Origin of the sequence: Clostridium sp. UBA1056 (assembly GCA_002316385.1) — a bacterium.
In the GTDB taxonomy this organism is placed as follows: Bacteria; Bacillota; Clostridia; order Clostridiales; family Clostridiaceae; genus Clostridium_J.
The window spans coordinates 43,040-66,846 of sequence record DCDL01000016.1; the positions used below are offsets into that span (position 1 = coordinate 43,040).

Genomic DNA, 23,807 nt, shown 5'->3' on the forward strand with positions numbered 1-23,807 from the left:
AAAATAGCTATAATTTTAAGGAATACCTAAGAATTATAGCTATTTTTATTTTAATTTTTAGATTTAAATGAAGATTTGAATATAATAATTACTATCAATACAAAAACGGAGGTCAAGGCTATAGTACCACCCGGAGCACAATTTATTATGTAGGATAAAACAAGACCTAATATTATATCTATAAATCCGAAAAGAATTGATAATAGTAGAGTTGGTTTAAAGCCTTTATTTAGTTGAAGAGCAGTAGCTACAGGTAGTGCAATCATTGATGACATTACAAGAATACCCATTATACGTATAGAAACGGAGATGGTAGCTCCAACTAATAAAGAAAATATGTAATTCACTGCTTTTACGTTAACACCAGAAATTCTAGCGCCTTCCTCATCAAAGGTAGTATAAAGAAGTCTATCATATAAAAAGTATATAAATATAATAGATATACAACTAAGAATTACCATAATAATTAGATCTATTTTAGTGACAGTTAGTATGCTTCCAAATAAGTAGTTATTAACATTTCCACTAGCTTTTCCAGTACTTATAAGGGTAATTCCAACACCTACACTAAAGGTGAGAATTATGGAAAGAATAAGCTCTGCATATTTCTTATAGTAATCTCTAAGATACTCTATGGCTAAACCACACATAGTTGTAAATATAAAGGCACATATTATGGGATTAAAGCTCATTACTAGTCCTATAGCAACACCAGCAAAGGCTGAATGAGCTAATGTATCACCTATCATTGAATGTCTCTTAAGCACTAGAAAAACTCCTACCATAGGGCATAGTATGGATATGAAAATAGCAGCTGAAAGGGCATTTTGCATAAACTCATATTGAAACATTGGAAATCCTCCTTATATACTCTTCGGTGGTATATAGAGTTCCAGCACCATTATCCATGGTAAGAATATGGGTTGAATTTTGAAGAGCTGCTTCTAAGTTATGCTCTACAGATATAACAGTAACTCCATTTTTTTTATTTAAAGAAGCGATGAATCCATAAATTTCTTTCATACTTTTGCTATCAACGCCTGTTGAAGGTTCATCAAGAATTAATATGTCTTCGTTAGCTAATATAGCTCTTGCAATAAAGACCTTTTGCTTTTGACCTCCAGATAAGTTTCCAATAAGGGAATTTTTATATTTAAGCATCCCAACTTTTCTTAGAGCTTCGTTTATTGACTCTTTATCTTTAATCTTAAGAACGTTCCTATGGGCATTAAGTATTTCCGAAACAGTTACAGGGAAAGAGCTATTAAAACTTTCAAACATTTGAGGAACATATCCAATTTTTTTTGAGTTTAAATGAATATCTCCCTTTTGAGGAGTAAGTAGATTTAAAATTAGTTTTATTAAGGTGCTTTTACAACTTCCATTGGCACCGATTATGGATACATAACTTTCTTTATCAATGGTCAGTGATAGATTATCAATGAGAAAATTTTGAGAATTATTATATGAAAAACATAGATTTTTAATTTCTATCATTATTATGCCTCCCTTCTATCATTATAAGTTTACCCATAATTTTACATAATATAGTCATAAATTTAAATAAATTAATATAAAATTAGATTTTATGAATGTTTTCTCTTTAAAATGATAATATTTTAATATAGTATATGTAAATTATTAGCACTGACTAGAGTTAGTATAGTCCTAGATCAGCGTCGATAGTAAACGCAAACAGATATAATTATGCTCATATGAAAATTATTTTTAATTGAAGGAGAGGAAATTATGAAGAGAGTACAAATTTTAGGGACACTAATTTTGCTGATTATCACGTTGGTGGCGTGCTCTAATAAGAATTCAAAAGATAATGTACATAATGATGAAGGAATAAAGGTGGTTACTTCCTTTTACGGAATGAAGGCTTTAACTGAAGAAATAGGTGGAGGTAGAGTTAGTATAAAAAATATCATACCAGAAGGTAGCGAGCCTCATGACTTTGATATTAAAGCTAAAGATATGAAAGCCATAGAAGAGGGAGATATATTTATATATAATGGAGCTGGAATGGAAGAGTGGATTGAGGATGTAGAGACAGCTATAAGCAACAAAGAGTTAATAACTGTAGAAGCTAGTAAGGGTATAGAGCTTATAAATGCTGAGGACGTGGAGAAAGAAGGAGAAGAGGACCATCAGGGACATAACCACTCAGGAAAGGACCCACATACTTGGTTAGGACTAACTACAGCAAAGATTCAGGGAGAAAATATTAAAAATGCCTTAGTAGAAAAGGATCCTGAAAATAAAGATTATTATGAGAAAAATCTTAATAGCTTTAATGAATCAATAGATTCACTAATAAATGAATATACACCTAAATTTAATGAGATGACAAATAAAAATTTTGTTACAGGCCATGCCACATTTGGATATTTATGTAGAGATCTTGGTCTTGCACAAAAAAGCATAGAAGGTATATTTGCAGAAGGTGAGCCATCTCCAAAGGAACTGCAAAACCTTATAGAGTATTGCAAAGAAAATGATATAAAAACTATTTTTGTAGAGGAATTGGTAAGTCCTCAGCTTTCAAACACATTAGCCAAGGAAGTTGGAGGAGAAACTAAACAAATATATACTCTTCATAGTAGAGAAGAGGGAAAATCCTTTTCTGATACTTTAAAATATAATGTGGAAACTATATATAATGCTATGAGTAGTGAAAAATAAATATATAATATGAAATATGGTGTGTACTTTGATATGCACCTATTGTTTTACATGAAATAAGATTTAGTAGCAATTGTAAATGAAAGACTATAGTATATAATTATATATTATAATTATATAGTTGAAAGGATAAATGAAATATGGGAAAGAAAATTAGCACATGTAAATGTAATGAGGGGCAAGAACATTTAGTTAAAGGGTTAAAAAAGATTCTTGGGGATGAGCACAAGGTAACAGAAAACATGTGTATAGGAGCATGCAATTTGTGTAGTTATAAGTACATTGCAAGGGTAGATGGAGTCCTTGTAGAGAATGATACCTTAGAAAATGTTTTAAACGCTATTAAAGAGGAAGTTGATAGAATTTAGTATATAAAAATAAGTTAGAAGTTTAAAAATAAATAGATTTAAGAAAATTGCATATAATATTAGCACTTATGATATATCACTATTGATAATATACTCACTATTGATATATAATAATAATAGAACGCATATGGGAGTGAGAATTATGGAAAAAATAGCTTTAATTACAGATAGTGCTAGCGACATTACTGAAGATATAGTAGATAAGTATAATGTAAAGGTATTACCGTTTAAAATAATATATAGAGATAGGGAATATAGTGATGGAGTAGATATTACTTCTAAATATATATATGATACTCTAGAAACTAATGCCCCAACTACTTCATTACCATCCATGAGAGATATGGAGGAAATGTTTGAAAGTTTAAAAAAAGAAGGATATACTCATGCTATTGTAGTAACAATTTCTTCAAAACTATCAGGGGTTAATAATGCCATTAAACTAATGTCAGAGGATCATCCCGAAATTAAGACTTATGTTCATGATTCAAAGTCTATCTCTAAGGGTGAGACTATACTTATTGAAGAAGCAGCAGAAATGATTAAAGAAGGAAAGAGTTTTGATGAAATAGTGGCAGAGCTTCCTAAAATAAATGATAGAATAGAGATATATTTTGTTATAGGAACTTTAGAATATCTTATTAGAGGAGGACGAATTGGAAAGGTAGCTGGAACTATAGCTCAATTTTTAAATTTGAAACCTATTGTAAGTGTAGATAAAGAGGGAGAATATTATACCTATGCAAAGGTTAGAGGAAGAAAACAATCTTTAAATAAAGTTTACAGCATTGGTGTATCTAAATTAAATGATAAAAAATATGATATTCATATAATGCATGGTGAGGCAGAGGAAGAGGCTATGATGTTAGTAGAAAAGTTTAAAGCACATGAAAATGCTAGCCTCGTAAATTTTGGAGGTTATTTAAGTCCAGTATCAGGAGTTCATTCAGGACCAGGGTTCATAGGAGTACTTCTCTATGAAAGGGAGTAGGTCGATATGGTTGAAGATGAATTAGGTAAAGATTTAAGTGGTATAAAGGCAGAAGAAAAGAAGCTTTATGAAGAATATAAAAGAAAATTACAAGAGCTTCGAAAGGTAAAGACAGAAAATGAAGCAGTGGGTCAAGTATTTACTAAAGGATTATTGCCTATATACACACTTTATATATTAGCTCAAGGACCTACTAATGGTAATGATGTATCTCACCAAATAGGAAAACGAACTAATGGATTTTGGATACCAAGTACAGGTGGAATATACCCCTTACTTAAAAAAATGGAAAAGCAAGGATTTATTGAAGGTAGTTGGGATGAAGGCAAAAAATCCCAGAAGATATATAAAATCACTGATGCTGGAATTAAAGAGTTTGAACATAAGAAAATGCTACTAAAACCAAATATAGAAGAGGCTTTAGAAGTATTTAAAATAATAAAAGAAGATTTATATGATTGAGAAGGGTAAATTTATTCAAGGTGATAGTAAATATACAGCTTATGACATAACTCTGAAGATATAAAGATATTAAGAACTAGTGATTTAAATTTAATAAAGTGGAGAGCAATTATAAGGGCTGTAGCACTAATTATTTAGTGCTACAGCCCCTTTAAATTATGTGAAAGGGTTATCCAGTTAGAGCTGATAGTATAAATGTATAAAACTTATATATTCAAATAACTAATACCATCTAATGGAATTAACATCTGTGGTGATGGAAAGTTATTAACTAAGCCGATTAAATAAAGAGTATAATACTTGTCAGATTTAAGATTTATATTTGGAACATATAACATATCAATATCTGTATCAGCTAATTTTAATATCATGGTATATCTACCAATAGGTAATTCTATATAATTTGTTATGTCTTTAAAGTTTACACCCCTATATAGTACAGTACCATTAGAAAGCACTACATCTATTGGTGGAATATTCTCAATGAATTGAGCAAATCTAATTTTGGCTTTACCTTTAGTTGGAGAAATTAATGGAATCTCACCTACAGGATATAAGCTCAATTTACTTCTCTGTCTATAAGCAGCTATAGTAGTTACACTTCTAGGTGCGATAAAAATATCTACATTTGCTAATGGAAAATCCCTATTATTAGCCCTATATACTTTTATGTTATAGGTTCCAGCCGGAAGTTTAACGTATTCAGTAAATTCTCTGTATACTAGAGAGCGGACTGTTAATTTATCATTTACATAAAAATCTAAATCAGGAGCTCTAGCTGCAATGTGAACAAGTCTTACATAGGCTGACATATTATCTTCAGAATCAACCCTATTTTCTTTTCTTGTAGAAATATCAAAGGGAAGTTTAATATAGTCCATTATATACCTCATATAAAAATATTTTCAAATATAGTATATGAAACGGATTTGAGTAATGTTACAAAAAGAAAAAGCTAATAGAAAACCTAGGTATCTAATATGAAGTATTAATCAATGATTAGATACCTAGGTTCAATTATCTATATATTATTTAAAACATATCTTTATTTCTAAGGTATATTATTACAGCTATAGTTATTAGTGCCACAATTATACACATATAGAAAAAGCCATCAGATGAATTGAAAAAGGGTATTCCACCTACATTCATACCTAGAAGTCCAGATATTAAGGTTGGAATAGAAATAACTATAGTTACAGAAGTTAAGTATTTCATTACTTGGTTTTGATTGTTAGAAATTATAGAAGCAAAAACATCCATAGTGCCAGTGAGGACATCACTGTATATATTACACATTTCTATAGCTTGACGATTTTCTATCATAACATCATCTAAAATATCTCTATCATCATCATACTTTGTAAGAATTTCTTGTTTCAAAAGTTTTTCAAAAGTTAAATCATTAGATTTTAGAGAGGTGGAGAAATATACTAAGGACTTCTGAAGAGCAAATAATTGTATTAATTCTCTATTTTTCAAGGATTTGTAGAGGGTTTTTTCAATTAATAAACTCTTTTTATTTATTTGCCTTAAGTATAACAAATAATAATTTGATGCTCTATATAATATCTGAAGCATAAATCTAACTTTCTTAAAAGTATAGAATGAAGAAATTTTCTCCAATGCAAAGTCAGATAATACAGGACTATTTTTAAGACATACAGTTATAATTACACTTTCCGTATATATTATTGCTAATGGATATGTATCATAGGTTAGTGAATTATCGTCAATTTCAGTGAATGGAATATCTATAATTACAAGAGTAGCATTATTTTCAAATTCTATTCTAGAACCTTCCTCCTCGTCTAATGCAGCCCTTATAAAATCCTGAGGAATATTAAGTTTTTGCGTAATAAGAAGAACCTCTTCATCAGATGGATTAATCATACTAATCCAAGAGCCATGTTCTATAGAATCAATTTCTGTAAGAAGGCCGGAGGTATTGCTTTTTAATATTGTAATCAATTGTATCACCTCATAAAATAAAAACTCATGAATATATTTTAACACGATATTTCTAATTGACAACTGTGTATTTAAAAGTAATAATTATTATAGTACAAATAATTTAATTTATAATCATAATTTTGGAAAGTTAGAATTATAATAATAATATTCATACTATATTGATAATAGAAATTTATGAGACAATTAAATTAATGTATTTGATGGGAGGTCTTTTATGGCAATAGAAGAATTGTTATTGATAGCCTTAGCAGTTTCATTAGATGCTTTTGGTGTTGCAATAGCTATTGGCCTAAATAAGAGAGCTAAAGCGAGACAAAAGATATCCTTTGCAATTTCTTTTGGTTTTTTCCAATTTTTGTTTTCTATATTAGGAGGATTCGGTGGCAAAATATTTACAGAGAACATTGCTTCTGTTCCTGCAATTATGGGAGGAATAGTAATTGCAATAGTTGGTATACTTATGATAAAGGAAGGTATGACAGAAAAAGAAGAAAATATTGTTTTGACCTTCAAAATGTATTTTATATTAGGGGTATCTGTAAGTATAGATGCAATAGTTATTGGATTTATTGCTTTCTCGGGGATCGAAAGTATGATAACCCTAACACTCTTTACTGCTATTGTTGGTATGATAACATTTTTTATGAGCATATTAGCATTCATAATAGCTAAGTATCTAGGAAAAATCCATATATTAAGAAAATATGCGGATTATATAGGAGGTATAATTTTAATTCTATTTGGATTAAAGACGATTTTCTTTTAAGGAAAGAAGGAAAGGATGAGTAAAATGATAGAAACATTAAAGAACTTAAAAAGCTTTGAGGCAATCAAATTTTTTAAGGAGATGAATGAAATACCGAGAGGTTCAGGTAATGAAAAAGGTGTTAGTGATTGGTTAGTTAAGTTTGCTAAGGATAGAAATCTAGAGGTTATACAAGATGAATCGCTAAATGTGATTATTAAGAAACCAGCTACTAGTGGTTATGAAAATGCTCCAACAGTAATTTTACAAGGTCACATGGACATGGTTTGTGAAAAGAATCAAGGCACTAAGCATGATTTTGAAAAAGATCCAATCGAATTTATTATAGATGGTGACTTTATAAAGGCTAATGGAACTACCCTTGGAGCTGATAATGGGATTGCTGTAGCATATGCCCTTGCAATTCTTGATAGTAAAGAAGTAGCTCATTCTGCTATAGAAGTGTTAATTACAACTGAAGAAGAAACAGGAATGGGTGGGGCAACAAATTTACATCCAGAACATTTAAATGGAAGAATACTAATAAATATAGACTCTGAGGAAGAAGGAGTACTTTTAGTAAGTTGTTCTGGTGGAGTTAGAGTTAAGTTTTCTGTACCAACAAATTATGAAAATGTAGCAGAAAACTATAATTCTTTAGCTATTAAAATAAGAGGATTAAAAGGCGGACACTCTGGTATGGAAATCAAAAAAGAAAGAGGAAACGCTAATAAAATGATGGGAAGATTCTTAATGGATCTTAATTCAGTTGTAGACTTTAAATTAGCCTCTTTAAATGGAGGAGCTAAAATGAATGCTATTCCAAGAGAAGCAGATGCTACTATAGCTGTAAGACCAGAAGATGTAATTAAGGTTGAAGGAAAAGTAAAAGAATGGAGTTCTATATTTGCAAATGAGTTACAAGGTATAGATGATGACTTAAAATTAACTTGTGAATCTACAAATTCCATTGATAAAGTATTCTGTGATGATACTAGACAAAAGGTAATAAGAACATTATTTTTATTACCAAATGGAGTTCAAACTATGAGTATGGCGATACCAGGATTAGTTCAAAGTTCTACTAATGTAGGTGTAGTGACTACTACTGCTGAAGCTGTAGAATTTGATAGTGCAGTTAGAAGTTCAGTAGCTTCTTTAAAGAAATCAATAGTAGATCAAATGACAGTACTTGCAGAAATAATGAATTGTGTTATTGAACTTGAGTCAGATTATCCTGAGTGGCAATATAATCCAAACTCAAGAATTAGAGGTATATTTGAGAGAGCTTACGAAAAAAAATTCGGCAAGAAGGCAGAAATATCTGCAATTCATGCAGGTCTTGAATGTGGATTAATTGGAGATAAATTCGATGGAAATATGGATCAAATCTCATTTGGACCAAATATTTTTGATGTTCATACACCAGATGAACATATAAGTATTTCTTCACTAGATAGAATGTATGATTACCTATTAAGTGTATTAGAAGAAATAGAGTAGAAAGAATAAGTGCTCCCCTTAAGGTAATAATAAATATTATCTTAAGGGGAGTGTTATATATTGTTGTATATTTATGGTTACTAAGGTATACTAAAATGGGTATTATGATGTAAACTAACTTATAGTAAACTAATTAGTTATTGCTTGGTGAAAATTCAGATACCTTCCATTTGCCTGATTTATGCTTTACTAGACGAAGGGTATAAGTTACGGTTTTATAAGGACTTTTTCCTTCTATGCCATTTACTTCTGCTATACATACACTACCATCTGAAAATTTAATTTTTGAATTTTCTAAGGAGTATAGTTTATATTTATTAAAAAGTCCAGAAGTTGAATATTTCTCTATAGCATAATCTAAATTTCTACACTTTACGTTAGAGTATGCAAAAAGAGATATAGAAGTAATAATCATAATAATTAAAGATAGAAAGAAAAGAGTTTTAAATTTATTAGTTTTTTTAAAATGAGCCATAATTCACACCCCTTTAAGAATATAAACAGATTATAACATTGCGCTACAAAGATGTAAATAAATTACATAAAGATTAGGAGGATATAATAATGGATTTTTCGGCTATTGTGTTAATGGAAAAAGATAAAGAGACAAAATTTTTCACTAAGGAGCTTGGAAGTTATGAGGTCAATGATGGAGCAGAATATATTACTAAATTATTTTATGATGGAGAAAAAGTAAATTTATATTTCGATACTAATAAAGATGTAGAGGATTGGGAATTCTCAGCTATATATGACCTATTTGATGAAGAAAGCTTCAGTGATATAGTAAAATCTATAGAACCTTATGATGAGGAATTTAATCCTACATGGATTGTTACTTTTGATTACGATGAAGATCATAATATACTAAACAATAGATTAAACAATATATGTACTAAGATTAAGGAAGAGATGGAAAAAGCTCTTAATGATATAGAAGGGAAAAGTGTAGAATATAAATAGTACATAATTCGGGGGAAATCATGAGATTAGAATATATAGATAGAGTTAAAGATAAAGATATACTAGGGAAACATGTATATAGTGAAGATGGAAGAATATTACTAAAAGCTGGTATAAGGCTTAACAGTATGTACATAAAAAGGCTTGATGAATTAGGAGTATATTATGTTTATATTGAAGATGAGCGCTTGGATGATATAGATGTAGTAGATGAAGAATTAATAATATTAAAGCAAGCTACTATGAAAAGTCTAAAAAACATATCAAGAGGTGTGGGAAGCATGGCTGGTTCAGCTGGGGATGAATGTTTAAGTATTATGGATCAGTTATTAAATTACATAATGGAAATCGGCGATGTGAATAAAAGTTTGAATGATGTAAAAACTCATGATAATTACACATTTCTTCATAGTATAAATACAGGAATTATGTCAGTGTTTTTAGGTATGAGTCTTGGAATGAAAAAATGGTCAGTACGAGAACTGGGCATATGTGGAATGTTACATGATATAGGAAAAATAAAAGTACCTGCAAATATAATTAATAAAAATGGAAAGCTTACAAATGAAGAATTTGAAGTTATGAAGAAACATCCAGTTTATGGTGGAGAAATATTGAGCAGAAATTATAAAATTTCTGTTGATGTCATTAAAGGAGTAGAACAGCACCATGAAAAAGTTAATGGCAAAGGATATCCCTATGGGTTAGAAGGTGAGAAAATTTCAAGATTTGGTAAGATAGTAGGAATATGTGATGTATATGATGCAGTGACTAGTAATAGAAGCTATAGAAAAAAACTTGAACCCAGTCAAGCCTATGAACTTATACTTTCAGGATCCGGAAGTCAATTTGATGAGAAATTAGTACATAGCTTTAAAGAAACATTTTCAGTATATCCATTAGGATGTTGTGTAAAGCTCTCTAATGGAGTAGAGGGATACGTTATAAGGCAAAATAAAGGATTTCCAGATAGGCCGGTAATAAGAGTCTTGTATGATCATGAGACAAAAAAAACAGTGGAATTTTATGAAATTAACTTACTGGAAAGAATTAATCTAGTTGTTCAATATGTAATTTAATAGAACTATGTAATTAAGGGATGTACTGTTTTTGATTATGATGTATAATTTAGGTATGTCCTTTTTTGTTTTAATATAAAAATTTAAATATATTTAGTGATATATTTTATAGCATGACTAAAATATAAATGGGGGAATTAAAATGAAGATATCCAATATAAAAGTTACGATAACAGAAAAAGATTTATACAGTATTGTTACAGATATATTAAGAGATTATGTATTAGTGGAAGGCCTTACAATTGACAAGATATTAATTGATAAAAATATTAACGTAGTTGGAAGGTATAAACATAGAGTATCTATCCCTTTTTCTGTTGATATATCAATAAATAAAGTTGAAAATAATAAACTATATTTAAGTATAGATAAAATTAATGTAAAAAGTCTTAAAATATACAGAGGTATTGTAAATGTAGCATTAAAGGTGATTAGTTCAAAGGTTATTGATTTAGGAATAGAATTTACTGATGATATGATAAATATAGATTTATATAAATTGTGTAAGGTTATACCTATGGTTGACTTTAAATTGGAAAACTTATCTATAGTTCCATATGGACTTGAAGCAGAGCTTAGTAACTTTAATTTTGAAAATGAAAAGGATAAATCTAATGAAGATATTAACAATAGTAGTGAAAAAAAGTGTAAAGAAGAAGGCAAAATTTCAAAAATAGAGTGCAGCAAAAAAAAAATAGATAATTCTAGAGAATATACTTATAGAAGGTTTAGAAAAGAGTTTAAAGAAAGAATTTCTACGAAACATGAAAAATTGTATTCATATGTGGTACTTATACCAGATATAATTGCTTTATTTATGAGATTATATAAGGATGAAAGAGTATCAAAAGAAATAAAATTCAATATATCTATAGCATTGGGATATCTTTTATTTCCTTTAGACATGTTACCAGATGCATTGCCTATTATAGGAAAAATTGATGATTTAGCAGTAACATTTTTTATTCTTCAAAAGGTACTTTATGATATTCCAGAAGAAGTGGTTCTTGATAACTGGGAGGGACAGAGTAATATTATAGAGATATCTAGAGAAGCTATGGCGTTGTTAAATGATAAGTTTGGAGCAAAAGAAATAAAGAAAATGGTGGATATAGTAAGAATAACTATGAAAAAGACCATAGCATTTTTTACTAAATAAATCCAGTTTTAAGGTAGGAGTTATTATGGCAACTAAATATTATGCAATAAAAAAGGGAAGAGACTTTAAGAATAATGTTGATGTTAATAATATTATTGTTACAAGTTGGAATGAGTGTCTTTCTTATGTAAAAGGAGCTAAAGGAGCTATATATAAGAGTTTTTCCACAGAGAAAGATGCAAAAGATTATTTAGATAGCAATTCAGAGTTAAAAAAAGGTGTAGATCATTATCCTTCAGATGTACCACACATATATGTGGATGGTAGCTATAACACATCTACAGAGAAATTTGGATATGGTTTACTTGTAGTTGATAATGATATAATTACTCATGTTAACTATGGTGGAGGTAAGAATGAGGAATGTAATCAAAGACAAGTAAATGGAGAATTAAAGGCTGCCATTGAAGGAGTAAAATATGCTTTAGACAATGATTATAAAGAGATAGTGTTATTTTATGATTATGCTGGAGTTTGTCAGCATGCAACAGGTGCTTGGGAAAGAAATTCAATTTTATCTAAAGAATACTATGAGGCTATTAATAAGTTAAAAAAAGAAGGAAATATAAATATTATATTTGTTAAGGTAGATAGTCATACTGATGACCTATATAATGATATTGCAGACGAATTAGCTAAAGATGGTGCAGGAGTGGAATCAGATTCTGTAGTCGATAAAGCTGTTAGAGATATCATTATAAAAGTAGCTACTATTGATATAAAGGAAGAACTTTCTAGAATTGTTAAAAAGAATATTGAGAATGTTATATGTGTAGATAATAATAAAAAGATTGAAACTAAATATAAAATTATAAATATGATAGAATATTTAAGTGGCATAGATAAAAGTGAAAGGGCGAAATATTTGAGAGACTTGCCTGTAGGGGTTAGGGATAAGATTATATTAGAATTAATTGAAAGATTAATATAAATTTATTATACTAAACAAGAATTTTAGGCATATAAATTATAAATATGTGCATCCTATAAATATACTTAGAATCTACTATTTATCAGTAAGTATTAATGTAATTTATATTATTATTTATTGATGTGAAAATTTTAAGATGTTTTGAGTAGATAGGTATAGAATAAGAAGGGATGTGTGTTTTATGAAAATGTTATTAAAAATGATGGTGTTGATAGCAAGTTTAGCTTTAGCTGTTAGTTGCATAATGCCTTCAATGAACGGAAAGACTAAAAGAAAATTAAGGAAAAGGGCTAAGAAATTTCAACATAGAGCTGAGGATATGCTAGAGAGAGCAATGGTGCCTTTAAGATAGCTAGAGCAGATTATCTGCTCTAGCTCTTTTTATGCTTAAAAGAACAAAACTCAATATAATACTACAAGAAAATAATATAAGATTACAAATTTTATTAAAATAGGTATATTTAATAAAACTTTAGAGCATTTATTTTTGTGTATTTTGTTAGTTTATGATACAATATAGAGGTGTAATTATCTAAAAGTATTTAGAAAGCATTTGCTAAGAGAAGAGGATGAATTTATGGAAATTTTATCTTTAGGGGAGAAAATTAAAAAAAGGAGAAAGGAGCTTGATTTAACATTAAAGAATCTGGCTGGAGATAGAATAACTGCTGGTCAAATAAGTTTAATTGAATCAGGTAAATCTAATCCTAGCATGGACTTGTTAGAATATTTAGCAAGTGCATTAAAGGTTTCAGTAGAACACCTTATGGAGACAGAAGAAACACAAGCTAGTAAAATTTGTATATATTATCAAAATATTGCTGAAGCTAATATATTAAACAATAATTTAGAGGTAGCATGGAAGGCGTTAGAAGATTCATTTGAGTATATTGGGAAATATGGTCTTGAGTTAAATATGGCAACTAATTTGTATTTAAAAGCTTTAATACATGAAAAGAAAAAAGAGTATGATGAAGCTCAAGAGTTATTACTTTCAGCCAATAATATATATATTAAATATAACTGTAGTGACGAAATTATTAAAGTTTTTATATTACTAGGGAAAATTACTCTTGAACTTAATGCTTATCATTCTGCTTATAGCTATTTTCAACAAGCAGAAAAAGTATTTGAAGAAAGTGATGTATATAATGAGGTTGCAATAGGTAAAGTATATTATTATATAAGCAAAACTCTCAATAAAATGGGAATTGACAAAGAAGCAATTGAGTATATGAAATATGCTGAAGAAAAACTTTTAAAGTTAAATGATTCAAGAAATTATGGAGAATCCTTTATGAAGATTGGGCAAGAAAGGTTTAATGAGTGTAACTTAAACCAAGCAATTGCTTACACTGAAAAAAGTTTAAGTCTTTTTAGAAATAGGCAACAAAATCTTTTAATTACAGATTTAATGTGTGGACTAGGAGAGCTATTTTCGGAATATGGATATGTAGATAGATCTTTCAGTCATCTTTTATATGCTAAGAATATTAAAGAAAGACTTCCGGAAGAGTCTACTGTCAATACATTAATGCTTATTTGTAATAACTATATAAAATTAAAAGATGAAGTTAATGCAAAAAAAGTGTTAGAGCAGATAGTAATAAATATGCAAGATTTAAATGTAACAGATTGTACATTAATGTGTAAGTATCATATTCTTAAATATAAGATCGAATTACTAGAGAAAAAATATGAAGAAGCAGAACGAACTTTGATAGATACTTTAAGCTATACAGAAAAAATGAATTATCATAAGGAAAGTGCTGAAATTGCTATTACCTTAGGGAAATTTTATATGGACTTAGGAAGAGACGAGGAAGCAAGAAAATATTTAGACGAAGGGGTTAAGATTCTTGAACAAACAAAATGCTTAACGGATTTTTAAAAATGGGGGATAGCTATGGAAATATTATCGGCTGGAGAAAAAATAAAGAGGACCAGAATATATAAAGGTCTAACTTTAAAAGATATATGTGAAGATAAAATTTCCGTTTCTAAAATGAGCTGCATAGAAAATAATAAGGTTGAACCAGAAGATTGGATTCTAGAAATTATTGTGGATAAGCTTGGATTAGATATGGATTATTTAAAACATGGTGTGAGAGAACAAATAGAAGCAAACGTTGATAAATTTAACGATGCAACGCCTTTAATTTCTTTAGAAGATGTGCTGTATAACGTAGATTATGCAGAGAAATATCACTATTATGATTTAAGTTGTAAACTATTTCAGATACTCTTTGAGTATTATTTAAATCATGGTATGTCAGCAGAACTAAGCACTACTATACCTAGATATTATAACTCATGTCAAAAATCAAAAGATGAAATTTTGCATATTAATTATTACATGTATATAGCAAAATATTTGTATACTAATAACGAATATTCTCAAGCAGGCAGCTATATATCAACAGTAAGAAAAAAACTTATTGAACTAGACAAAAAGGATTCAGTGGAATATATAAAGGCGACTTATAATCAAGTAGTAATTTATATAATGTGCAATAATATCAATAAAGCAAAGGAAGTTAGTGAAGATTTAAAAGAAATACTTCTATTTAATAAAAATGAGTATGTAAATGCAGAAATATACAAGGTGTTAACTATAATAGAAATTTATTTAGGTGGAGATCAAGTTAAATATTATGAAGAGCAAGCATTAAAAAGATATGATACCTTGTTAGATAAAAAAGCAAGGGCTTACTATGATTTAGCTAAAGCTATGTTTGAAAATGGAATTAACGATGAAGCTTTAGAATATGTAGAGAAGGCATTAAGTGAGTATCCAAGGAATAATAAAGAGAAGTTATGTGAATTTTTAATTGTGGGTGCTAAAAGTTTGATAAGGTATGGCCATTATGATTTAGTTTTAGATTATATAGAAGAGGTGTTAAACTTATCTATTGAATTAGAACTTACTCCTATAATGGAAAAAGCATATTACTATAAAGCAATAATATTTGAAAAGAAAAAGAATTATATAATGGCTGAGACTTATATGATGCTTTCTTTAGATGCTTTAATGAAATATGGAACTAAAAGTGAAATATGTAAAAGATATATGAAGATAGGAAATATGTATCATGATATGGGAAATGTTAATGATTCTATTAAATATTTTAGTTTAGCATTTAAAGAAGAAAAAAGTTTTTATTAAACATAAAGAATTATAAGTATGAGTTTTAATATAAAAAGAGTACCTATTAACAATAATAGATACTCTTAATTTTTATTTAATAAATCTACCCATAATGTGATTTTTAGCTTTCATTTCGAAGGTATCATCTAGAGGTGAGAGTTCTATGTCACCATACTTATTTTGGATAGCTAAATATAAAAGTCTATCTGCAAGTTCTGGATTTTTAGATAGTAAACTTCCGTGAAAGTAAGTGCAAAAAGTGTTTTTATAAATACAGCCTTCTTTTTTATCTTCACCATTATTACCAAATCCATATTTTACTACACCTAGGGGTGTTAAATCTCCAATATAAGTTTTACCAGAATGATTTTCAAATCCTACATAGGTTTCGTTAAAAAGTTCATTATATATGATTGAATTGCCTATTAATCTTTCATTAGATGCTTTAGTGTAAATATCTAATACACCTAATCCTTCTAGAATATCACCAGTGGAAGTTTCATAGGTTTTTCCTAGAAGCTGATATCCGCCGCAGATGCATATAAATACTTTTCCTGATTCTATGTAATCAGTAATTCCTTGTTTTTTAGTTTCTAATAGATCTTTAGATACTATGGACTGTTCATAGTCTTGACCTCCACCAAAGAATACTATATCAAAGTCATCTGCGTTGAATTCATCGCCTATTGATATATTTTTTACTGTAACATTTATGCCTCTTTTCTCAGCTCTATGCTTAAGAATTAGGATATTTCCCACATCTCCATAAACATTTAATAAATCAGGGTATAAATGACATATATTAATTTCCATAAACTCACCTTAACCTTACCAAATTTTATTTATATATCCTTTACTGTGTAATAACTTTCTAAGATGCAACATAGCTGTATATGTAACAAGTACATAGGTAGTTTCTGACTTAGCACTTATTATATTATTTATAAGCTCATCATCTGATTCACAGATTTTAAAGTTTTCTTCTTTAAGATTAGCAATCTTTAACCTTACAGCCATATCATAAAGTCGTATACCCGAAACTATAATATCATTTATTTCTAATGAATTTAATTTTTCAAAATCTACGTCCCATATCCAAGAAACATCTGTACCATCAGCATAATTGTCATTTAACATCAATGCCAAATCTATAGGTTTATCATTAAGAAGTAAAGTATTTATGGCTTGATTATAGCCAGCAGGATTTTTTACAAGAATTATTTTTAGTTCTTTGCCATTTATATTTATAGTTTCTTGCCTTCCAAAACTGCTCTTTTGATTTTGTAAAGATACCTTAATTGAATTTGGTTGTACACATAATTCTCTTGCTACGGATAATGCACAAAGAGAATTATAGATGTTATATTCCCCGGATTGATTTACAGAATAACTTTCTTCGTTGATAATAACCTCTGAGCCTTCAGCAGTTAAGGATGTTATTGCATCTACATGATATTTAAGCTCAGGTCTTTTATAACCACAATCTGTGCAAAAGTATTTGCCTAGGTGGTTGTAAGTAATAAACTCATAACTATAAGGAGTTTTGCAAAATTTACAAAACTTGCTGTCTGCATTCACATTTAAAATTGTATTCTCTTTGATAGGAACATTAAACCCATAATAAACCACAGGATTATCTGCGTTGATTTTGCCAAGTAGGGATTCATCACCATTTAATACGAGAAGAGATTTAGGAGATTTATGTATACCTTCTAAAATCTTATTATAAGTAGTATGTACCTCTCCATATCTATCTAACTGATCTCTAAATAAATTAGTTACAGTAATTATTTCAGGTTTTACACTTTCTGTTATGAACTTAAGGTAAGCTTCATCAACTTCTATAACTGCATACATATCTCTATTTTTATTAGAAAATTTGAAGTTAGAAATGAAAGATGCTACTATTCCAGTATTCATATTAGCACCAGTATTATTTGTTATAACATTTTTTCCGTCTTTAACAAGAATGTTATAAATCATGCTAGTAGTTGTTGTTTTACCGTTGGTGCCAGTTACTAAAATTACTTTATATCCCTTAGCAACTGTAGATAATATATTTTTATCTAAGGCTAAAGCTACTTTACCAGGAAAGTTTGAGCCGCCTTTGAAGAGTTTAGTACTTAATTTTAGTACAATTTTTGAAGCAACTATGGCTATAAATGAATTAATCTTAATTTTTCACACATCCTTTAAATATTTTCCTAAATTATTTTAATAAACAAACATAAATAATTATATAAAAATATAATTAATAACAATAAGCCAAATATGTCTTATGTTTAATGATATATCAATTTTATATTATAACATATATCTAGATTAATGGCATCATTCTAGGAAGGAAAAATAGATAATGATTTCAAATATTAATAAGATTAAAAAAAGAGAAGAAAATGAGTTCTTTTTTAATTAAAGTGATATACTATATGAGGTTTAAATATCAAAAGTGCAGTATAATGAATTTGAACTTGCAATAAGAAGAAGATGAATATAATTATATAGCAAAAAATAAAATTTTTATTGCATTTTATTGAAAAAGTAGTATTATAATATTAGGAAATTAAAAAAATGTGTTACATTAATTCCTAGAAGATATTTGGGGGTAGTAAAATGGATTTTAATTTAAATGATTTAAGGATTAATACTAGCAAGGAGACATATAGAAATTTAAGTTATGCTGAATTAGTTGCTCATGCTATTAGAAATGGAGAAGGAACTCTTGCTGATAGTGGTGCTCTTGTCGTAAAAACAGGAAAATATACAGGGAGATCTCCTAAAGACAGATTTATTGTAAAACACGAAAGTATTAATAATTTAATTAATTGGGGAGCAGTTAACTTACCTATAGAAGAAGAAATTTTTAATAATCTATATTCACAAGTTATAGATTATTTAGCTGATAAAAATTTATATGTATTTGATGGTTATGTTGGAGCTATGAAAGAATATAGCATGAGTATAAGAGTAGTTAATGAATATGCGTCAGAAGCTTTGATGTCTAATCAATTATTTAGAAGATATAAAAAAGAAGAATTAGAAAACTTTAAACAAGAGTTTAATGTAATTGTAGCACCAGGATTTAAAGCCAAAGGAAAAGAAGATGGAATAAATTCAGAGGCTTTTATAATAGTGAATTTTGAAAAGAAAATTGTTTTAATAGGTGGAACTCAATATTCAGGAGAAATTAAAAAGTCAATATTCTCAATAATGAACTTTTTACTACCTAAAAAAGGAGTATTCCCAATGCATTGTTCAGCTAATATAGGAGAAGATGGTGATACCGCTGTATTCTTTGGGCTTTCTGGAACAGGAAAGACCACTTTATCTGCAGATTCAGATAGAAAGTTAATTGGTGATGATGAGCATGGATGGTGCGATGAAGGCGTATTTAACTTTGAAGGTGGATGCTATGCTAAGACTATTAAGTTAGACAAGGAAAAAGAAAAAGAGATTTATAATGCTTTAAAATTTGGAGCATTATTAGAAAATGTAGTATTGGACGAAAATAACAGACCTATGTTTGATGATGATTCCTTAACTGAAAATACTAGGGGAGCATATCCAATAGAGTTTATTGATAATGTAGAAATAAGTGGTGTAGGTGGAAATCCTAATACTGTAGTGTTCTTAACTGCAGATGCCTTTGGTGTAATACCTCCTATATCTAAGTTATCTAAAGAAGCTGCTATGTACCACTTTATGTCAGGATATACTAGTAAACTAGCTGGTACGGAAAGAGGAATAACTAAGCCGAAAGCTACATTCTCTGCTTGTTTCGGTGAACCTTTTATGCTTATGAAACCAGAAGTATATGCTAAGCTTTTAGGAGAAAAAATTACTAAAAACAATACAGAAGTTTATCTTGTTAACACTGGATGGTCTGGTGGAGAATATGGTGTAGGTAAAAGAATGAATTTAACTTATACAAGAGCTATGGTTAAAGCTGCGGTAGAAGGTCATTTAAGAAATGTAGAGTTTGAAAAGGATGATAATTTCAATGTTCTTATTCCTAAAGTAGTTCCAAATGTGCCATCTGAAATATTAAAACCTAGAAATACTTGGGCAGATAAAGAAGATTATGATAAAAAAGTAGGCGAACTTATTAATCAATTCCATGAGAACTTTAAAAAGTTTGACAACGTTAGTGAAGAGATATTAAAGGCTGCACCTGGGCATAATAATTAATGAAAAGAGAAACTCTAGTTTTATAGAGTTTCTCTTCTTTTAAGCAGAAAAACAATAAAATTTATGGACTTAGTATAAATACATAACTTATTTTAGAAAACTTTTATTTTATAGGAAAAAAGTTTATAATAAAATATAAATATAATAGTATTTTGGATGTAAAGGAGAGTAATGGGTTGAAAGTTAGAAAAAGGAGAAATATAGGATTAGGTATTTTGGTTATAATGTTAAGTATTATAGGATTTTGGATGTTAGGCCAAAGAGATGGAGAAGGCAACTATACTACTAAAATAGATAAGTGGGACAATCTATATTCTGGAAATAATATAAAGTTTTATTACATTGATGATTCTGTAGCAGAAATAGCTACTTTGAAAAGTAAATATAATGTAGATACTTTAGTTGATGAAAATTCCAGCGAAATTATGAAATGTATAGATATAAATAAGTGGCTATATGGAAAAAGGAAAGTTGCTTTATCTAATATGGATACCAATAAAGATGCTGAGGAACTTTTGAGTGTTTTAACATCAGAAAAAAAGGTTTCACAAAAGGATTATAATACTATACTTCAGGAATTGTTATCTTCCATAGGTATAAAGGTTAGAATTGGCGAATATAGATTAGATGGAAACTATTCTGTATTAGAAGTATGGGATTCTAACTTTAATAAGTGGATAATGTTTGATGCAGTTACAGGTGGATATTTTAAAAAAGGTGACGAACCACTAAGTGCGATTCAAGTGCTAAATGAAGATCTAGCACAACTTAAAGTTAGTAGTGATGAAGATAGAGCTTTAGAGAAAAAGTCTATAAAGTCATTGAATAAATATCTAGGTACCTATAGTATAAGGGTTGATAATAGTAAGTATGAGAGATCTATAATAAATTCACATATAACTTATATAAAAGATATTAAAGATGTACAATTAGAAGCTTCACAAGGATATATTCCACCGACTATATTTGTAGATAATGAGTCTTTATTTAGTATTAGCCCTTATGAGGAATATGTGAATGATGAGTCAGATGAAATTCCTACTATTATATTTGCTAAAAAGAATATAAAGGATGATGACGAAAATTATACTAAGTTTACTTTAGGTGCATTTATGAATAGCGTAATGATGGAAGAGTTTTATGTTAGAATAAATCAGGGAGAGTTTATTAAGGTTGATACTTATTATAACTTATCTATAGAAAAAGGTGTTACTACTATAGAGATCTCCTTAGATGGAGTTAATCCCTTACGACAGATAGTTATAAAGAAATAATAGAAAGGGGAAAAGGATGGATTTTGTTTTGTTGTTTAAAGCTATAATAGTAGCTATAGTTGAGGGAGTAACAGAATTTATTCCTGTATCATCAACAGGGCATATGATAATTGTTGGTGATATGATAGATTTTACAGGAGAGTTTGCAAATCTATTTTCGATAGTAATTCAACTTGGGGCAATTCTTGCTATTGTAGTATTGTATAAACAAAAGATATTTTCATCTATTTTAGGTGTATTTAGACTAAAGAAAGATTCTGTTAGATTTTGGATAAATATAATGGTTGCCTGTATTCCTGCAGCAGTATTAGGTATATTGTTTGAAGATAGAATTGATAGGTATCTATTTAATACATTTACTGTATCTCTAGCGCTTATAGTTGGAGCTGTATTAATGCTCCTAACTGAAGGATATTTTAAAGGTAAAGAAAAGACGAAAGATGTAGATTATATCACATTTCCGCAAGCCTTCAGTGTAGGGGTATTCCAATGTTTAGCGCTGTGGCCAGGTATGTCTAGATCAGCTTCAACGATAATAGGAGGGTGGATAAGCGGATTATCTACTGTAACAGCTACTGAATTTTCATTTTTTCTAGCTATTCCCGTAATGGTAGGGGCTTCAGGATTAAAACTATTTAAGCATGGCAATATTCTAAATAGAGGTGAGATAATAGTTCTTGCAGTAGGATTTATAGTTGCTTTTTTATCAGCTTTAGTTTGTGTAGAAAGGTTTATAGACTATCTTAAGAAGAAACCTATGAAAAATTTTGCTTATTATAGAATAATTTTAGGTGTAATATTATTAGTATTTGGAAGTTTGGGAATGATAGCTATGTAGCTATTTAAATTAATATATAATTTAATAAAAATAAATTGGTTAAGTATTTGTAAATATAAGCTTAGAAAACAATTATTATGATAGCTTATATAAACACATTAAAGGACTTATATATATATATATAAGTGATACAAGATAAAAATGTAATATATTAATCTATATAGTATAAACAATAAAGGGATATAACATTAAAAAGTGTATCACTTTATTGTTTTTTTACAATAGTCAGAAATTTGACATAATATATAAAGGAAATTATAATATAGCTAGTTATAAATCGATATTACCATTTGGCATGTGGAGGGTATGTATGAAAGAGATCAAACGTTATTTAGAGACAAGAGAAGGGGAATATAGTTTTTATTTTGCAGATTTGAAAAGTGACTACACTTATGGGTTTAATGAAAATCTTAAAATGGTAGCGGCTGGATGTATTAAACTTCCTATTGCTATGGCTGTAATGAAAGAAGTGGAATGTAATAATATATCTTTAAAGCAATTAGTAAGTATAACAAATGATGATAAAGTTTCAGGTTCTTTTGGTATTATACATGAATTAGAAGGAAGACAGTACAGTATTAAAGAACTTATAGTTGCTATGCTTATTCAAAGTGACAACACAGCAGCTTGTAAGCTTATAAACATTATAGGTAAAGAAAGAATAAATAGTATTGTACATGACATGGGATTAACGTCTACCATTATAAACAAATATCCATCTGGTGAAAAAGAAGAATTTGAAAATGAAAATATAACTACAAGTTATGATTTATGTAAAGGTTTAGCTCTATTAAGTACTGGAAAAGTGTTAAGTAAAGAACATAGCGAATTTATTTTACAAGTAATTAGAAGAAATCAATTAACTACAGGATTGCCATTTTATTGGCCTAAAGATTTTCAAGCTAAAACAGCTCATAAAGCTGGAAGTTTAGAAGGAATAGAAAATGATATTGTATTATTAAATTCAGAAAAAGGTGATTTTGTATTTGTTGTTATGTCAAGAAATTTACCATCTAATGTTTATGGGGTTAGTTCTTTAACAAGAGTTGGGAAAATGATGTTTGATATTATCGATAAAGATTGGAAATAATAAAAATAATATAGGATATTGAAGTAAGGAGTGAGGATTTTATCCTTACTCTTTATTTTTTAGGCTAAACTTCGATATTATAGGGATTTAATGAAAGATATAAAGAGAGTTTTATTTTGAAAATTGTAAATACATATATGAATATAATAACAATGCTTCCAAGTGTATCACTAGTAGAATTATATAGAAATTATAAGTAAATTAAAGATAAATCTATTTAATTTGATGTAATGAAATTATTGTAAAAGAACAAGCTATCATATCGTGATAAGATATGTCTTGTCGCTGAACGAAGCGATGAAGCATCAATAAAACTTAAGAAAAAACTTCTTAAGAAAGTTATTGACAGATAAGAAATTATCTGGTAAAGTAATAAGAGTCGTCGGAAGTAATCGATGATAATGAA

24 protein-coding genes are annotated in these 23,807 nt (G+C 28.7%); 17 read left to right on the forward strand and 7 right to left on the reverse strand.

What is annotated here, in order from left to right:
- Positions 1 to 50: 50 nt before the first annotated feature.
- Both B3W71_RS05045 and B3W71_RS05050 read right to left on the reverse strand, forming a co-directional pair.
- The gene (locus tag B3W71_RS05045) at positions 51 to 851 is read right to left on the reverse strand and encodes a metal ABC transporter permease (protein ID WP_346887850.1); all 801 of its coding nucleotides are present in this window, start codon (positions 849 to 851) and stop codon (positions 51 to 53) included.
- A complete protein-coding gene (locus tag B3W71_RS05050) occupies positions 838 to 1,497 on the reverse strand; it encodes a metal ABC transporter ATP-binding protein (RefSeq protein ID WP_346887851.1) in 660 nt (219 codons plus the stop codon). The genes B3W71_RS05045 and B3W71_RS05050 overlap by 14 nt, the downstream gene beginning before the upstream one ends.
- 252 nt (positions 1,498 to 1,749) lie before the next feature.
- On the opposite strand from B3W71_RS05050, the gene B3W71_RS05055 reads away from it, so the two are divergent.
- The 4 genes from B3W71_RS05055 (at position 1,750) to B3W71_RS05070 (ending at position 4,509) form a co-directional block, all read left to right on the forward strand.
- Complete coding sequence (locus B3W71_RS05055; RefSeq protein ID WP_346887852.1) at positions 1,750 to 2,688, forward strand: metal ABC transporter solute-binding protein, Zn/Mn family; 939 nt, start codon at positions 1,750 to 1,752, stop codon at positions 2,686 to 2,688.
- Between the two features lie 140 nt (positions 2,689 to 2,828).
- Positions 2,829 to 3,056 carry a DUF1450 domain-containing protein gene (locus tag B3W71_RS05060; protein ID WP_346887853.1) on the forward strand — a complete coding sequence of 76 codons (228 nt, stop codon included), beginning with the start codon at positions 2,829 to 2,831 and terminating at the stop codon, positions 3,054 to 3,056.
- A 142-nt stretch (positions 3,057 to 3,198) separates the two neighbouring features.
- Positions 3,199 to 4,047 (forward strand): DegV family protein, encoded by an 849-nt coding sequence (locus B3W71_RS05065; protein WP_346887854.1) that lies wholly within the window; start codon positions 3,199 to 3,201, stop codon positions 4,045 to 4,047.
- A 6-nt stretch (positions 4,048 to 4,053) separates the two neighbouring features.
- A complete protein-coding gene (locus tag B3W71_RS05070; protein ID WP_346887855.1) occupies positions 4,054 to 4,509 on the forward strand; it encodes a PadR family transcriptional regulator in 456 nt (151 codons plus the stop codon).
- A gap of 206 nt (positions 4,510 to 4,715) precedes the next feature.
- On the opposite strand, the gene B3W71_RS05075 is transcribed toward B3W71_RS05070, so the two are convergent.
- Together B3W71_RS05075 and B3W71_RS05080 are read right to left on the reverse strand one after the other, a co-directional pair.
- Positions 4,716 to 5,390: a DUF4397 domain-containing protein gene (locus B3W71_RS05075; protein ID WP_346887856.1), complete on the reverse strand. Its 675-nt coding sequence runs from the start codon at positions 5,388 to 5,390 to the stop codon at positions 4,716 to 4,718.
- 151 nt (positions 5,391 to 5,541) lie between these two features.
- Positions 5,542 to 6,480 (reverse strand): magnesium transporter CorA family protein, encoded by a 939-nt coding sequence (locus B3W71_RS05080; protein WP_346887857.1) that lies wholly within the window; start codon positions 6,478 to 6,480, stop codon positions 5,542 to 5,544.
- Positions 6,481 to 6,697: 217 nt separating this feature from the next.
- Here B3W71_RS05080 and B3W71_RS05085 point away from each other — a divergent pair, with 217 nt between their 5' ends.
- Together B3W71_RS05085 and B3W71_RS05090 are read left to right on the forward strand one after the other, a co-directional pair.
- Positions 6,698 to 7,249: a manganese efflux pump MntP family protein gene (locus tag B3W71_RS05085; RefSeq protein WP_346887858.1), complete on the forward strand. Its 552-nt coding sequence runs from the start codon at positions 6,698 to 6,700 to the stop codon at positions 7,247 to 7,249.
- A 27-nt stretch (positions 7,250 to 7,276) separates the two neighbouring features.
- Positions 7,277 to 8,731: an aminoacyl-histidine dipeptidase gene (locus tag B3W71_RS05090; RefSeq protein ID WP_414631982.1), complete on the forward strand. Its 1,455-nt coding sequence runs from the start codon at positions 7,277 to 7,279 to the stop codon at positions 8,729 to 8,731.
- A 133-nt stretch (positions 8,732 to 8,864) separates the two neighbouring features.
- Here the strand turns inward: B3W71_RS05090 and B3W71_RS05095 are convergent, their stop codons facing one another.
- Positions 8,865 to 9,206 carry a hypothetical protein gene (locus tag B3W71_RS05095; protein ID WP_346887860.1) on the reverse strand — a complete coding sequence of 114 codons (342 nt, stop codon included), beginning with the start codon at positions 9,204 to 9,206 and terminating at the stop codon, positions 8,865 to 8,867.
- Positions 9,207 to 9,295: 89 nt separating this feature from the next.
- Between B3W71_RS05095 and B3W71_RS05100 the strand changes: the two genes are divergently transcribed.
- The 7 genes from B3W71_RS05100 (at position 9,296) to B3W71_RS05130 (ending at position 16,029) form a co-directional block, all read left to right on the forward strand.
- Entirely contained in the window at positions 9,296 to 9,694 is a 399-nt protein-coding gene (locus tag B3W71_RS05100; protein WP_346887861.1) for a DUF6762 family protein, read from the forward strand.
- A 20-nt stretch (positions 9,695 to 9,714) separates the two neighbouring features.
- Positions 9,715 to 10,773, forward strand: coding sequence for an HD-GYP domain-containing protein (locus tag B3W71_RS05105; protein ID WP_346887862.1), 1,059 nt, complete (start codon positions 9,715 to 9,717; stop codon positions 10,771 to 10,773).
- Positions 10,774 to 10,915: 142 nt separating this feature from the next.
- Positions 10,916 to 11,932: a YkvA family protein gene (locus B3W71_RS05110; RefSeq protein ID WP_346887863.1), complete on the forward strand. Its 1,017-nt coding sequence runs from the start codon at positions 10,916 to 10,918 to the stop codon at positions 11,930 to 11,932.
- 25 nt (positions 11,933 to 11,957) lie between these two features.
- Positions 11,958 to 12,863, forward strand: coding sequence for a ribonuclease H family protein (locus B3W71_RS05115; RefSeq protein ID WP_346887864.1), 906 nt, complete (start codon positions 11,958 to 11,960; stop codon positions 12,861 to 12,863).
- 181 nt (positions 12,864 to 13,044) lie between these two features.
- Entirely contained in the window at positions 13,045 to 13,215 is a 171-nt protein-coding gene (locus tag B3W71_RS05120) for a hypothetical protein (RefSeq protein ID WP_346887865.1), read from the forward strand.
- Between the two features lie 225 nt (positions 13,216 to 13,440).
- A complete protein-coding gene (locus B3W71_RS05125; RefSeq protein WP_346887866.1) occupies positions 13,441 to 14,754 on the forward strand; it encodes a helix-turn-helix domain-containing protein in 1,314 nt (437 codons plus the stop codon).
- 15 nt (positions 14,755 to 14,769) lie between these two features.
- Entirely contained in the window at positions 14,770 to 16,029 is a 1,260-nt protein-coding gene (locus B3W71_RS05130) for a helix-turn-helix domain-containing protein (RefSeq protein WP_346887867.1), read from the forward strand.
- A 72-nt stretch (positions 16,030 to 16,101) separates the two neighbouring features.
- On the opposite strand, the gene B3W71_RS05135 is transcribed toward B3W71_RS05130, so the two are convergent.
- Both B3W71_RS05135 and B3W71_RS05140 read right to left on the reverse strand, forming a co-directional pair.
- The gene (locus tag B3W71_RS05135; protein WP_346887868.1) at positions 16,102 to 16,824 is read right to left on the reverse strand and encodes a type 1 glutamine amidotransferase; all 723 of its coding nucleotides are present in this window, start codon (positions 16,822 to 16,824) and stop codon (positions 16,102 to 16,104) included.
- A 15-nt stretch (positions 16,825 to 16,839) separates the two neighbouring features.
- Complete coding sequence (locus B3W71_RS05140) at positions 16,840 to 18,189, reverse strand: Mur ligase family protein (RefSeq protein WP_346887873.1); 1,350 nt, start codon at positions 18,187 to 18,189, stop codon at positions 16,840 to 16,842.
- Between the two features lie 435 nt (positions 18,190 to 18,624).
- On the opposite strand from B3W71_RS05140, the gene pckA reads away from it, so the two are divergent.
- From pckA to B3W71_RS05160, 4 genes are all read left to right on the forward strand, one after another.
- Positions 18,625 to 20,199, forward strand: a complete 1,575-nt coding sequence (pckA, locus tag B3W71_RS05145; protein WP_346887869.1) for a phosphoenolpyruvate carboxykinase (ATP) — start codon at positions 18,625 to 18,627, stop codon at positions 20,197 to 20,199.
- Positions 20,200 to 20,375: 176 nt separating this feature from the next.
- A complete protein-coding gene (locus B3W71_RS05150) occupies positions 20,376 to 21,473 on the forward strand; it encodes a hypothetical protein (protein WP_346887870.1) in 1,098 nt (365 codons plus the stop codon).
- A gap of 16 nt (positions 21,474 to 21,489) precedes the next feature.
- Complete coding sequence (locus B3W71_RS05155; protein ID WP_346887871.1) at positions 21,490 to 22,311, forward strand: undecaprenyl-diphosphate phosphatase; 822 nt, start codon at positions 21,490 to 21,492, stop codon at positions 22,309 to 22,311.
- A 310-nt stretch (positions 22,312 to 22,621) separates the two neighbouring features.
- Complete coding sequence (locus tag B3W71_RS05160) at positions 22,622 to 23,401, forward strand: serine hydrolase (RefSeq protein ID WP_346887872.1); 780 nt, start codon at positions 22,622 to 22,624, stop codon at positions 23,399 to 23,401.
- The last annotated feature ends 406 nt before the right edge of the window (positions 23,402 to 23,807 follow it).

Excerpts from the sequence above, each read along its gene's own strand:
- B3W71_RS05125 (WP_346887866.1), top strand. The coding sequence starts at position 13,441 with ATGGAAATTTTATCTTTAGGGGAGAAAATTAAAAAAAGGAGAAAGGAG.
- B3W71_RS05055 (WP_346887852.1), top strand. The coding sequence starts at position 1,750 with ATGAAGAGAGTACAAATTTTAGGGACACTAATTTTGCTGATTATCACG.
- B3W71_RS05075 (WP_346887856.1), bottom strand. The coding sequence starts at position 5,390 with ATGGACTATATTAAACTTCCCTTTGATATTTCTACAAGAAAAGAAAAT.
- B3W71_RS05120 (WP_346887865.1), top strand. The coding sequence starts at position 13,045 with ATGAAAATGTTATTAAAAATGATGGTGTTGATAGCAAGTTTAGCTTTA.
- B3W71_RS05135 (WP_346887868.1), bottom strand. The coding sequence starts at position 16,824 with ATGGAAATTAATATATGTCATTTATACCCTGATTTATTAAATGTTTAT.
- B3W71_RS05060 (WP_346887853.1), top strand. The coding sequence starts at position 2,829 with ATGGGAAAGAAAATTAGCACATGTAAATGTAATGAGGGGCAAGAACAT.
- B3W71_RS05110 (WP_346887863.1), top strand. The coding sequence starts at position 10,916 with ATGAAGATATCCAATATAAAAGTTACGATAACAGAAAAAGATTTATAC.
- B3W71_RS05070 (WP_346887855.1), top strand. The coding sequence starts at position 4,054 with ATGGTTGAAGATGAATTAGGTAAAGATTTAAGTGGTATAAAGGCAGAA.
- B3W71_RS05160 (WP_346887872.1), top strand. The coding sequence starts at position 22,622 with ATGAAAGAGATCAAACGTTATTTAGAGACAAGAGAAGGGGAATATAGT.
- B3W71_RS05155 (WP_346887871.1), top strand. The coding sequence starts at position 21,490 with ATGGATTTTGTTTTGTTGTTTAAAGCTATAATAGTAGCTATAGTTGAG.
- B3W71_RS05050 (WP_346887851.1), bottom strand. The coding sequence starts at position 1,497 with ATGATAGAAATTAAAAATCTATGTTTTTCATATAATAATTCTCAAAAT.
- B3W71_RS05065 (WP_346887854.1), top strand. The coding sequence starts at position 3,199 with ATGGAAAAAATAGCTTTAATTACAGATAGTGCTAGCGACATTACTGAA.
- B3W71_RS05085 (WP_346887858.1), top strand. The coding sequence starts at position 6,698 with ATGGCAATAGAAGAATTGTTATTGATAGCCTTAGCAGTTTCATTAGAT.
- B3W71_RS05130 (WP_346887867.1), top strand. The coding sequence starts at position 14,770 with ATGGAAATATTATCGGCTGGAGAAAAAATAAAGAGGACCAGAATATAT.
- B3W71_RS05105 (WP_346887862.1), top strand. The coding sequence starts at position 9,715 with ATGAGATTAGAATATATAGATAGAGTTAAAGATAAAGATATACTAGGG.
- B3W71_RS05095 (WP_346887860.1), bottom strand. The coding sequence starts at position 9,206 with ATGGCTCATTTTAAAAAAACTAATAAATTTAAAACTCTTTTCTTTCTA.
- B3W71_RS05115 (WP_346887864.1), top strand. The coding sequence starts at position 11,958 with ATGGCAACTAAATATTATGCAATAAAAAAGGGAAGAGACTTTAAGAAT.
- B3W71_RS05045 (WP_346887850.1), bottom strand. The coding sequence starts at position 851 with ATGTTTCAATATGAGTTTATGCAAAATGCCCTTTCAGCTGCTATTTTC.
- pckA (WP_346887869.1), top strand. The coding sequence starts at position 18,625 with ATGGATTTTAATTTAAATGATTTAAGGATTAATACTAGCAAGGAGACA.
- B3W71_RS05100 (WP_346887861.1), top strand. The coding sequence starts at position 9,296 with ATGGATTTTTCGGCTATTGTGTTAATGGAAAAAGATAAAGAGACAAAA.